Annotated in this window: 12 protein-coding genes; 1 reads left to right on the top strand and 11 read right to left on the bottom strand. The window is 68.3% G+C overall.

Annotation, left to right across the window (positions count from 1 at the left end; genetic code table 11):
• From IT182_17200 to pepF, 10 genes are all read right to left on the bottom strand, one after another.
• The coding region (locus tag IT182_17200) for an adenosylhomocysteinase (protein MCC6165086.1) at positions 1–974 on the bottom strand (974 nt) is incomplete at its 3' end.
• A gap of 63 nt (positions 975–1,037) precedes the next feature.
• Positions 1,038–2,003, bottom strand: a complete 966-nt coding sequence (locus IT182_17195) for a metalloregulator ArsR/SmtB family transcription factor (protein ID MCC6165085.1) — start codon at positions 2,001–2,003, stop codon at positions 1,038–1,040.
• Positions 2,004–2,168: 165 nt separating this feature from the next.
• On the bottom strand, positions 2,169–3,113 hold the full coding sequence (locus IT182_17190) for a metalloregulator ArsR/SmtB family transcription factor (GenBank protein MCC6165084.1): 945 nt from the start codon (positions 3,111–3,113) through the stop codon (positions 2,169–2,171).
• A 329-nt stretch (positions 3,114–3,442) separates the two neighbouring features.
• Entirely contained in the window at positions 3,443–4,189 is a 747-nt protein-coding gene (locus tag IT182_17185; GenBank protein ID MCC6165083.1) for a response regulator transcription factor, read from the bottom strand.
• Complete coding sequence (locus IT182_17180) at positions 4,186–5,244, bottom strand: histidine kinase (protein ID MCC6165082.1); 1,059 nt, start codon at positions 5,242–5,244, stop codon at positions 4,186–4,188. Before IT182_17180 ends, IT182_17185 begins: the two co-directional genes overlap by 4 nt.
• Positions 5,245–5,934: a hypothetical protein gene (locus IT182_17175; GenBank protein ID MCC6165081.1), complete on the bottom strand. Its 690-nt coding sequence runs from the start codon at positions 5,932–5,934 to the stop codon at positions 5,245–5,247. It abuts the gene before it with no gap.
• The gene (locus IT182_17170) at positions 5,931–6,278 is read right to left on the bottom strand and encodes a hypothetical protein (GenBank protein ID MCC6165080.1); all 348 of its coding nucleotides are present in this window, start codon (positions 6,276–6,278) and stop codon (positions 5,931–5,933) included. The genes IT182_17175 and IT182_17170 overlap by 4 nt, the downstream gene beginning before the upstream one ends.
• Entirely contained in the window at positions 6,275–6,568 is a 294-nt protein-coding gene (locus IT182_17165; protein MCC6165079.1) for a hypothetical protein, read from the bottom strand. The genes IT182_17170 and IT182_17165 overlap by 4 nt, the downstream gene beginning before the upstream one ends.
• Positions 6,569–6,765: 197 nt before the next feature.
• Entirely contained in the window at positions 6,766–7,785 is a 1,020-nt protein-coding gene (locus tag IT182_17160; GenBank protein MCC6165078.1) for an NAD-dependent epimerase/dehydratase family protein, read from the bottom strand.
• A 9-nt stretch (positions 7,786–7,794) separates the two neighbouring features.
• Positions 7,795–9,660 (bottom strand): oligoendopeptidase F, encoded by a 1,866-nt coding sequence (gene pepF / locus IT182_17155; GenBank protein MCC6165077.1) that lies wholly within the window; start codon positions 9,658–9,660, stop codon positions 7,795–7,797.
• A 100-nt stretch (positions 9,661–9,760) separates the two neighbouring features.
• Between pepF and IT182_17150 the strand changes: the two genes are divergently transcribed.
• A complete protein-coding gene (locus tag IT182_17150) occupies positions 9,761–10,327 on the top strand; it encodes a hypothetical protein (protein MCC6165076.1) in 567 nt (188 codons plus the stop codon).
• Between the two features lie 10 nt (positions 10,328–10,337).
• On the opposite strand, the gene IT182_17145 is transcribed toward IT182_17150, so the two are convergent.
• Positions 10,338–11,557: UbiD family decarboxylase (locus tag IT182_17145; GenBank protein MCC6165075.1), on the bottom strand; the 1,220-nt coding region annotated here is incomplete at its 5' end.

Raw genomic sequence — 11,557 nt, 5'->3', positions numbered from 1 at the left:
TGATAGCCTTCCATCGCCGCCTGCAGCGCACAGATCGGATCGATCTCGGTGACGATCACGCGTGCGCCCTGGCCGCGCAGCGACTGCGCGCAGCCCTTGCCCACGTCGCCGTAGCCGCACACGACGGCCACCTTGCCCGAGAGCATCACGTCGCTGGCGCGCATGATCCCGTCGGTGAGCGAGTGGCGGCAGCCATACAGGTTGTCGAACTTGCTCTTGGTGACCGCGTCGTTGACGTTGATCGCCGGGAACAGCAGCGTGCCGGCCGCCATCATCTCGTAGAGACGGTGGACGCCCGTGGTGGTCTCCTCGCTCACGCCCTTGATGCCCCGCGCGAGGGCCTGCCACCGCGCCGGTGCCTTGGTGAGCTCGTCACGGAGCGTCTGGAGGATGATGCCCCACTCCTCCGGTTCCTTCTCGGCGTCGAAAGCCGGCACCTTGTCTGCCGTGCCGTACTCCAGCGCCTTGTGCACGAACAGCGTCGCGTCTCCCCCATCGTCGACGATCTGAGCGGGGCCCGAGCCGTCGGGCCACACGAGCGCTTCCTTCGTGCACCACCAGTACTCGTCGAGCGTCTCGCCCTTCCACGCAAACACCGGGATGCCCTTCGGGTTCTGCACGGTGCCGCCCGTCTCGGGCCGGCCGACGACGACGGCCGCCGCTGCGTGATCCTGCGTCGAGAAGATGTTGCACGACACCCAGCGGACGTCTGCGCCGAGGATGTCGAGCGTCTCGATGAGGACCGCGGTCTGCACCGTCATGTGCAGGCTGCCCATGATCTTCACGCCGGCCAGCGGCTGGCTCGCGGCGTACTCCTCACGGATCGCCATCAGGCCGGGCATCTCCTGCTCGGCGAGCCTGATCTCCTTGCGGCCGAAGTCGGCCTGCGCGAGATCACGAACCTTGAACGCCGGACGGCCAGCCTTCTCGGCCTCGGCAAACGGGTGCAACGTCTCTGTTGCGACTGGGGTCATTCGTCTCTGCTCCTTCACACATGCGCGACACCTGCCGCGCCATTGCAACGCCGCGCCGCGGCGTCACGAAAGTCCTGGTGCCCGTTGTCCGCTGTTCGCGCGCGCTGCGAACAACGACGGTCCTCGTACACCCGCCGCCGGAGACAGCGGCACGACGCGCACGTCGCCGAGCCCGGCGCCGGTCAGCAACCGGCTCATCTCCGCCTCGGAGAACCCGAGCCACACGTGACCCATCTGGCCACGATAGTCCTCCCTGTCGTGCGCCTGCATGTCGACGACGATCGCGCGGCCGCCGGGGACCAGCACGCGCCGCGCTTCCTTCAGTACCGCAGCGGGATCACCGAGATGGTGCAGCACGAGCACCAGCACGGCGAGGTCCACGCTGGCATCAGCGATCGGCAGCGCCTCGAGCGTGCCGACGCGCAGATCGACGTTGGATGCGTCCTGCAGGCGTTCGCGCGCCGCCGCCAGCATCTCCGGCGAGGCGTCGACGGCAATCACCTGCCGCACGAACGGCGCGACAGCCGCTGCCGTACGTCCGGTGCCGCAACCGAGATCGGCGACCACCCATGCGGGATCGAGCGCGGCGAGCAGACCATCGAGATGGAACGCCTGGCCATAGAGCTCGTCGCGCAGGCCATCCCAATCCCCCGCCGCCCGGGAGAAGAACGCCGCCGACTGCGACCGCCGCGCGGCCAGCACGCGCGCCAGGCGGACCCGGTCCTGTGCCACCGTCGCGAGGTGTTCGAGCTGTCCGCGCACGAGACGCCAGAGATCGGCGGAGGCGTCATCGAGTTCCTCCGCCATGAGTGAATACAGCCGGCTCGTCCCCTCGCGCCTCACGCGCACCCACCCGCCGTCCATCAGCGTCTTCAGGTGTCGGCTGATGGTGGACTGCGGCAGCTGCAGGATGTCGCACAGTTCGCCCACGGCCAGCGTCTGCCCCTCGAGCACGCGCAGCAACCGCGCCCGCACGGGGTCGCCGAGGACATTCAGATGCGCGAGAACCGGCGAGACAGATTGATTCATCCCTCTATCCGGCACAAAGGATATATGGCGGATCTCGTTTCCGTCAAGCCGAATGAATCGCGGAAGCGCTGAAGACCCCGTCCTGCTCGTCGACGCGACTGATGGCGTACGTTCAGGCCGACGCGTTCGACGTGTAGGGGCGAGGCATGCGTCGCCCCCACGGGCTCACTTCCGTCTGCGTGAGCCGCCGGGTTTGTGACCACTGGCGACGAGGACGGTGAAGGGGTCGCCTTTCAGGCGGGCGCCGACTTCCACGCGGACGTCTTCGAGACCCACGCGGAACAGCCAGTCTTCCAGCGCCTCGTCGCGGAAGCCGAGCCAGCGATCGCCGTGACGCTCGCGCACCCACTCCTGCCCGTGGGCGCGCAGTTCGAGCAGGAGCACGGTGCCGCCAGGCTTCACCGCGCGGACGGCTTCGGCCAGGGCTGTTTCGGGCGTCGGCACGTGGTGCAGCGCCTGCGACAGGAGCACGACGTCGACGGATGCGTCTGGCAGCGGCAGATGCTCGATGCGCCCTTCCTTCCAGACGATGTTCGAGACGCCGCGTTTGTGAGCGAGCTGTTTGGCAACGGCGAGCGCGTCGCGCGAGTGATCGATGGCGATCACCTGCTCGGCCCACCGCGCGGCCTCCAGCGCCAGATAGCCCTCACCGCACCCCGCGTCTGCCACGACGAGCGGCGGCAGGAGGTGCCCGAGCGCGCGGCTCCATGCGGCCCAGCTGCGGCCTGGCACGAGTTGTCCCGCGCTGCTGCCGTGCGTGAGGAAGTCCTCCTTGCGCAGCCGCAACACCTCGAGCAGCCGCGCATCGTCCGCGCGCAGTTCCGCATCATCGTCGGCCGACGGGAGCGACGCTTCGAGCGCTTCCCACATCGGCAGAGCCTGGCCCGCGCCGTCGGGGCGGAGCGAGTAGTACGCATACCCGCCTTCGCGCCGCTCCTCCACAAGCCCGCTCTTGCGCAGCAGGCCGAGATGTCGCGACACGCCAGACTGGGCGATGCCCAGGATCGCCGTGAGTTCCTTGACGTTGAGCTGCTCCTTCCTCAGCAGGCGGATGAGACGCAGGCGGACATCGTCTCCGAGCAGGCGGCAGAACGCGGACAGGTCCCTCACATCCGCCAATCTACATGCCTGGATGCCGCGCGAGCAATCGCATGGCGGTCAGCAGTGCCAGGCGTTGAAACCGCTGGCCTCCATAAAACGTCTTGCGCCGTGGTTTCCATAGGACATCTCGAGCGGCGCTGCCATCTGAATCGCGTCTCTCTGTTGGCGCGGTGGCGACGGACGGGGCCGCCCCGCCCGTGCCGACGAGCCTCCCCCGTACGAGTGCTCTTGGCGAGGAGGACGGGTGGGGCTGTCCGGCGACCGGACCCGTGCCTGCCTCCATCAGGCGATTCGCGTCACAGGCCCCGCCGGTTCTGCCATTTCACGAAATGGACCCGTCAGCGGCCGAGGGCGGTGGTCAGGCGTTGATGGCCGGAGCGGCTGATGGGCAGGCGCGTGCCGTCGTGCAGTACCGCCACGCGGCGATCCCTGGCTTCCACTTCCACGCGTGCGAGCCGCGCGAGGTTGAGGATCCAGGACCTGTGGATGCGCACGAACTCCGACGGATCGAGCTGCATCTCCAGCGAGCCAATCGGCTGCTCCTTGAGCAGGTTGCGTCCCTGCGTATGCAGAAGGACGTAGTCGTCCTGCGCCTGCGCGTAGTCGAGCGTGTCGACGGGCACGATGAACACCTTGCCGCCGTCGCGCACGAGGATGCGCGTGAGACGCACCGTGCGCAGGGCCGACCGCAGATCGTCGGCGGGCGATGCCGTCCGCGCGACGAGGCGCTGGCGGGCACGCTCGACCGCGTCTGCCAGACGCGCCTGACTAAAGGGCTTGAGCAGGTAGTCCACGGCATGGACGTCGAACGCCTTCAGCGCGAACTCGTCGTGCGCCGTCGCGAAGATGACGGCAGGTCCGGGACCGATCAGTTCGAGCACGTCGAATCCGGAGAGCTTCGGCATCTGCACGTCGAGCAGCAGCACGTCGGGCATGGCATCGCTCACGGCCTTGACGGCCTCGTAGCCATTGGCACACTCGCCCGCTACTTCCACGCCGTCGCACTCCCGCAGGTACTCCACCGCCACCTGCCGCGCGAGTGCCTCATCGTCCACCACGAGTACCTTGAGACGTGTGTCGGTCATGCGCGGGGCTCCTCGTGTCGTGCCTGCTCGCACGGATAGGTCAGCGTCACGCTGAAGCGCTCGCCGTCCGCGCCAGCACGAAACGTCGCTGCCGGTCCGTAGTGCGTGACGAGCCTGTCGCGCACGTTGCGCAGCCCCGTGCCGGTGCCGGCGGGACTCTGCACCTCCGCATCGAACGCGTTGACGACGGCGACGTGGACGTGCCCGCGATCGCGGCGTGCGGTGATGGACACCACGCCCTCGTCGAGAAGGCCCGCCACGCCGTGCTTGATCGCGTTCTCGACGAGCGGCTGAAGCAGAAGCGGCGGCACACGCGTGGCGCCGGCATCCGGCTCGACGTCGATGTGCACGCGCAGCCGATCGCCGAAGCGCACCTGCTCGATTGCGAGGTACTGCCGCATCAACTCGACTTCCTCCTGGAGCGGCACGCCGGCCAGTCCGCCGAGATGCAGGCTCTGACGCAGGAACTCACCGAGCGCAATCGCCATGTCGCGTGCGGCTGCCGGCCGTGTGCCGGCCAGCGATCCGATCGAGTGCAGACTGTTGAAGAGGAAGTGCGGATTCACCTGCGCCCGCAGCGCCCGCAGTTCCGCCTCCCGCGCGAGCACCGCCGATTCCAGCGCCTGCCGCCGCGCGGCTTCCTGATCCTCGAGCGCGATGAACACGTAATGCACCGCCGACGAGAGCAGGAAGAGCAGCACCGCCACTGTCGAGAGCAGCACCGTGACGTCGCGCGACCACTGAGGGCCGGTGCCCACGGTCGCCGCCCACCCGCGCGCGAACATCACCCACACGGAACCGGTGAGGCTCGCCGCGCCGACGTGCGCCAGCAGCACGCGCCACGCGCTGCCGCTCAACGGGAACGCACGACACACGTACCACGCGGCGAGACAGACGACCCCGTACGCCAGCGCAACCGGGAGCGCGGTGAGGACACTGCCCTGCGGCGTCCATCCCGCGCGCAGCACGAGCGTCAACGCAGCGGCCAGGCCGACGAGGGACCACAGTCCCAGGTACGCGGCAAGCGGTGCGAGGCGGCCGAAGATCGGATGCACCTAGTTCTTGACCTCGACGCCGCCCATCAACGCCACGCCACGCACGATGAGTCGCTTCTCGGTTGCCATCGCCGGCGGACGCGTCTTGTCGACGAAGCCTCCGAGCAGCGGCGTGCCTCGCGTCTCCACGGTCCAGTCCTCCGGTACTCGCACCTCCACGCCGCCCCACATCACGAACACGTCGATGGCCGCCGGTTCCCGCATCGACGCCTGCCGCAGATCGATCTCGCAGCCGCCCATGAACACCGTGAGATCGCCACCGCGAAAGGCCTTCGAGTTGTTCGTGCGCCCGAACCCACCCATGATCGTGAATCCGGAGATGGTTTCGCTCGAATCGGGGCCGGCGTCGGGAATGCGGCTGCCGAAGAGGCCACGAAAGACGAAGTAGCCGCCGACGGCCATGAGGACCAGCGCGACGAGGTCCGGAGGCCTCGGCGACCAGTAGCCCAGCACGCGCGCCAGGTGCGCACCGCCGAATGCGGTGAGAATCAGGCCCAGGATACGGTCGCCGCGACTGCCCGGCGCGATCAGCTTGAACAGACCGATGGCCAGCGGTGCGACAGGCCAGTAGCGCCAGTAGGGTCGCACGTCGATCACGTCGAGGTTCTGCGCAAACAGCAGTCCGCCGACGACGAGCAGGATCAGGCCGACGAGGGCCTGCCCACCCGGCCCGCCGCGTTCGCGCCTCATGACTGTCTCCCGGGCTGCCATGCCTGCCACAACAGACGGGCGCCCGCAACCAGCAGGAAGATGGCGACAACGGTGCTGAAGCGGAGTTGGATGTAGTCGAGGTTGGCGGCGACAAGCAGCGCACCCGCTCCGAGCCATGCCACGCCGGCGAAGAGACTGCGCTCGGGCGGCGGTGACGTGAGGCGATGAACGGCCGGGAAGATGAAGGTCGCCGGCCACCACGGAATCGCCTGATGGATGGAGTACCACCCCTGCGACCCCGCCCAGAGGACGACGCCACTCAGCAGGAACAGGAGCCCCGTGGCGACGGTACTCGTGCGTGTGACGGCGCACGGACGGCTCATCGCAGGCCTCCGTTCGCAGCTGGGCCGATCCAGCCGGTGAAAACCGCGGATGTCCCCTGACGGACCACGACCGGCACGCCGCGGGCTCCATCTCTTTCCAGCGTGGTGAGCGTGAAGGCCGGCTGCGTCAGCAGTGCCGCCACGAGCGCGGCCACCACCCACAGGGCCAGCAGCCCCGTGCACAGCGCGCCGACCACACCGCCGTGCAGGAGCGTGGCTCGCCAGCGCCCCTGCATATCCCGATGCCTGCCAACGTCGTTCCCCATCACCATCGTCGTCACCCTGTGCATGTTCCTCGGATGACGATACGAAGGGTGTGCCGCGGGTGCGGTGGCGTTCCGGCGAACGGTGTGTGTCTCCCGGCGAGTGGCGCGCGAGATGCGGCCTGACTCGGAGAGCCGACCCTACCAGCGCGAGAGGTAGGGCCGGTCCTCCGGGCCCGGCCCGTCGACATTCCCGGCATCGCGGCATTGCCAGGTGCCGCCCGTCAGGCGTACCGGGCGCGGATGGCGGGCAGCAGGTACTCGTCGAAGGCGCGGGCGACGTCGTACGCCGGCGAGAACCCCCAATCGGCACGCGCCGCGGAGTCATCCACGTCCTCCGGCCACGTGTCGACGATGCCCTGTCGCTTGGTGTCGACTTCGAACCCGATCTGCGCGCCGGGGAAGGCGTCGAGCACGCGCGCGCGCACCTCTTCGGCCGACGGATTGAACGCGCCGATGTTGTACGCCGTCCGCGTGAGCTCCCACCGCGGTGCGGCGGCCAGTTTCAGCAGCGCCTCCACCGCATCAGGCATCGCCATGAACGGAATGCGCGTGTCGGGGCGCACGAAGCAGTCGTAGGCTTCCCCGCGCGCCGCCGCGTGCAGCATCTCGGGCGCGAAGTCTGACGTACCGCCCGAGGGCAGCGTGGCCGCCGAGATCAATCCCGGGAAGCGAATCGCGCGGAAGTCGACGCGGCTCGCCGCCGGCGCCGCCGACAGTTGCTTGTAGTGTCGCGCGTAGTACGTGCCGAGCAGTTCGCAATACAGCTTGTTGCACCCGTACATCGTCGTCGGCGTCGTGTACTGGTCTTCGTTGACGCGCCCGGCGGCCTTGCGCGTGTCCGCGTCAGGCAAGCCGTATGCGGCGATGCTCGACGGATACACGAAGACGACGGGGCGCCCGTGCGACTCGCCTTCCTTCTGCGCGAACTCCAGCAGCGAGAGCGTGCCTTCCACGTTGACCTGGTGCGCCATCACGGGCGTGAACTCGGACCGAGTCGAGAGCAGGGCCGCCAGGTGGAAGACGAGGTCGATCTCGAACTCGGACAGGATGCGCTCGAGCAGCGCGTTGTCGAGGATCGAGCCCGTGAACTCGCGCGTGACGAGCGAGCCGATCGACGAGTCGAGCCGCGTCAGGTCGAGCGTGACGATGCGTTGACGGCCGGAGGCGGCGAGACGGGTGATCAGGCCGTGGCCGATCTCCCCGCCCGCGCCGGTGATGAGGACGACGGGTTTGCGCATCATGAATGGGCCTCAGACGAGCCCGCGCGTGCGGAGCGCATCTTCGAGCTGGTCGACGAGCGTGTCGAGGAGCGTGCCGACGGCGCCGACGGTGGCGGGATTGGCGAGATCGACGCCTGCCCTCCCGAGCAGCGCCATCGAGTAGTCGCTGCCGCCGGCCCCGAGCAGGTCGAGATACCGCGCGATGGTGGCTTCGCGCACCGCCGGATCGGCGTCGCGCAGACCCACGAGCAGTTGCGCGCTCGACGCGTAACAGGTGGCGTACTGATAGACGTAGTAGGGCGAACCGAAGAAGTGCGGGATACGCGCCCACGTGACGCGCGAGAGATCGTCGTAGTCGATGGCATCGCCGTGGTAGGCGCGCAACGTCTCGGCGTACAGGTTGCTGAGGACGTCGGCGGTGATGGGCTGTCCCGCCTCCACGAGCCGGTGCGCCCGCAGTTCCCAGTCGGCGAACATCACCTGCGTGAAGAACGTGCCGGTGATGCCGTCGATCGCGTGCTGGAGCAGCACGATGCGTTCATCGGGATTGGTGGCGTGTGCGAGGCGATGGTCCAGGAGCAGCGCTTCGCTCAGCGTCGACGGCACTTCGGCGACAAAGATCGTGTAGTCCGAATACACGAACGGCTGCCGCTCCTGCGCCAGCACCGTGTGCATCGAGTGCCCCATCTCGTGCGCCAGCGTGAACGCCGAGTCGAGTGTGTCGTTGTAGTTCATGAGAACGTACGGGTGGACGCCGTACACGCCCGCCGAGTACGCCCCCGATCGCTTGCCCTCGTTCTCGTAGATGTCCACCCAGCGCTTCTCGAAGCCCTCGGCGAGCCGGCGCTGATACGTCGGTCCCAGCGGCGACACCGAGTCCACGATCCACTCCACCACCTGCCGGTACGGATAGTGCTCCGTGAAGTCGACCAGCGGAATCGAGCCGTCGTACAGGTGATACGTCTCGAGCTTCAGCGCGCGTCGACGGAGCCGCTCGTACCGCTGATACGCGCCGAGATTCGCGCGGGCTGACGCGATCAGGTTCTCGACGACCGCCGTCGGGATGTTGTCGCCGTGGAGGGCGGCTTCGAGTGTGGACGCATAGCCACGCGCGCGCGCCTGGTACCAGTCGCGCTGCAGCACGCCGTTGTAGAGCGCGGCGTACGTGTTGAGCGACGACTCGAAGACCTGATGGTGCGCCTCGAATGCCTTCGCGCGGTCGTCCTGCACGCGATTGGTCGCGAGCAGCGCGCGATAGCGCGGGTACGTCACCTGCACGGATTCGCCCGTGCTGAGCGTGATCGTCGGGAACTTCACGTCCGCCGTCGACAGGGCCTCGTACGCCTCGTCGGGCACGCGCGCGAGCTGTCCGGCGAGCGACAACAGGTGCTCGCCCTTCTCGTCGAGGACGTGCTCCTGCTGCCGGAACAGGTTCTCGATCATGAACCGGTACAGGGCCAGATCCGGGTCGGCGTCCATCCACGCGCGCAGCGCCTCGAGCGGGAGCGTGAGCAGTTCCGGGTTGAACCACGCCGTCTCCTGCCGCCACTCGGCAAGGAGGATGCCCATCTGTTGCCGGTGTGCGCCGATGGTGTTGTCGCGCTGATTCTCGTCGTGCGCCAGCGAGGCGTAGTACCAGACCTTGTACGCCACCTGGCTCATGCTGTCGCTCTCGCGCAGGGCGTCGAGCAGGTCCGTCGCGCTGCGGCCGAGCGTGCCCTTGCGAGCCGGGTACGCACGCACGCGCGCCACGAGCGCGTCGTAGTCGGCGCGCCACGCCTCCCACGACGGGTAGATGTCGGCGAGATTCCAGCGTTCGGCGGCGGGCACGTCCGCGCGAGCGCGCGTGCCGCCTGGCGCGGAGGCGTATGTCGTGTCGAAGAAGGATCCGGGCACCGTCGGAGTCACGCGCCCGATCCTACCGGAACGGCGAGCGGGCGGGCTACACTGGCCCGCACACGCGGGCGGCACTCGCCGCGCGGCGTGCACTGAAAGGATCGACGTGGATCGCAGCGACTACATCCTGTTCAGCGGCGGGGCTCCCGGAGCCGAGGCCGAGTTCGGCGCGCAAGCGGAGCGCTTCGGCATCGAGGAAGTCAACTTCGGCTTCGATGGCCACGTGGCCGTCCGCACGCGCGGCGTGCGCAACCTCAATCACGAAGAACTGAAGGCCGGCGACGTGAGTCTGGCGTACGTCTCGCAGCTCATGAACCGGCGCTTCACCGACACGCCGACGTTCCGCAAGGTGCTCCAGAGCATCTGGTATCAGGTGAACAACGGGCAGGAGATCTTCGTGGTGGGCGTGATCCTGCCGGACCTGCACGTGAAGGGCGGCACCGGCTGGGGCGCCGAGTTCGCCAAACTGTGCAACAAGCCGCTGCACGTGTTCGATCAGGAGAAGGACGGCTGGTTCACGTGGGACGACCGCCAGTGGGTGGCGCGCACCGGCACGGACCTTCCCGTGATCTCGCACGTCCATTTCACGGGTACCGGAACTCGTGGACTTACGCCCGGCGGCACGCAGGCGATCGCCGACCTGTTCGACCGATCGTTCGGCAAGTAAGACCCGCGCGTCAGCGGGCGGCCGGGTCGAGGTGGCCGCGACCGCTGTCGCCCATCTCGACGCGACGATGCGGGAAGTACTCGCTCCATCGCCGCGAGACGAGCGCGGCGGTGTCGGGATCGCACTCGACTTCCTTCGGGAACCACGGCTTCATGCGCGCGTCGATGAGCAGCGGCGGCGTGTACCCGATGTGGTGACGCACGGTGCGCTGCCGCGCGGCGTGGATGTCTGCCGCCGGCTCGAACCGCGTGAACGTCGTCCACAGGAAGTTCATCTCGCTGGCCGCGGCGCGCAGCGGTTCGTCGCTCAGGACGACGAGCGGCCAGTCGGCGAACGCGTCGTGCTTCACCAGCCGCGCCGCCGCGCCGGGTTCGTCGGCGTACGACGGCCCGTCGATCACCAGACATCCGGGACAGAACACGCGCACCGTCGTGACGCCGGCCGGGAGATCGGCGGACAGGAACTCGCGCGGCAGATCGCGCACCGGCTCGCCCATCCCGAGGAGCACGCCCTTCGATCCCTCGTTCACGCGCGGCCCCGTGTAGTCGAGCGTGTCCATCGACAGGTTCGACATGATGTAGAGATCCGTCGCCGGACGCGTGCGCGCGAGGATGTGCGTGAGCGTGGCGCGGAAGTCGCGCAGGTCCACCGGCGAGTCGGTGAGCAGCAGGAACTTCGTGAGCGACAACTGCCCTTCGCCGAGGATGCGGAACGCGCTGCTCATCGCCTCACGCCCGTAGCGTTCCTTCACCACGGCGGCGCTCAGCGAGTGATACCCGGTCTCGCCATAGCTCCAGAGCTGACGCACGGCCGGCATCACCAGGGGGAACAGCGGCGACAGCAGATCCTGCAGCAGATCGCCGATGAAGAAGTCCTCCTGGCGCGGCTTCCCCACCACCGTGGCGGGATAGATCGCGTCGTGCCTGTGCGCCACGCGGCGGACGTCGAACACCGGATAGTCGTGCTGCAGCGAGTAGTAGCCGTAGTGATCGCCGAACGGTCCTTCGGGGTGCCGCACGTGCGGGGCGACTTCGCCGATGAGTGCGAACTCCGCATCGGCCACGAGGCGGTGCTGCGCCATGCCATCGACCATCGGCAGCCGTCGTCCCGCGATGAGCGAGGCCAGCAGGAGTTCGGGGACGTTCTCGGGCAGCGGCGCGATCGCGGACAACATCAGCGCGGGTGGACCTCCCAGGAACACCGTTGCCGGAAGCGCGTGACCGCGCTCCT

The organism is Acidobacteriota bacterium (genome assembly GCA_020845575.1).
GTDB lineage: Bacteria > Acidobacteriota > Vicinamibacteria > Vicinamibacterales > Vicinamibacteraceae > Luteitalea.
This window is presented reverse-complemented; position numbering and strand designations above follow the sequence as displayed.

What these genes read in the sequence shown, in the direction of transcription:
- IT182_17165 (MCC6165079.1), bottom strand. Translation starts at nt 6,568, where the DNA reads ATGCACAGGGTGACGACGATGGTGATGGGGAACGACGTTGGCAGGCAT.
- IT182_17185 (MCC6165083.1), bottom strand. Translation starts at nt 4,189, where the DNA reads ATGACCGACACACGTCTCAAGGTACTCGTGGTGGACGATGAGGCACTC.
- IT182_17170 (MCC6165080.1), bottom strand. Translation starts at nt 6,278, where the DNA reads ATGAGCCGTCCGTGCGCCGTCACACGCACGAGTACCGTCGCCACGGGG.
- IT182_17175 (MCC6165081.1), bottom strand. Translation starts at nt 5,934, where the DNA reads ATGAGGCGCGAACGCGGCGGGCCGGGTGGGCAGGCCCTCGTCGGCCTG.
- IT182_17195 (MCC6165085.1), bottom strand. Translation starts at nt 2,003, where the DNA reads ATGAATCAATCTGTCTCGCCGGTTCTCGCGCATCTGAATGTCCTCGGC.
- IT182_17160 (MCC6165078.1), bottom strand. Translation starts at nt 7,785, where the DNA reads ATGATGCGCAAACCCGTCGTCCTCATCACCGGCGCGGGCGGGGAGATC.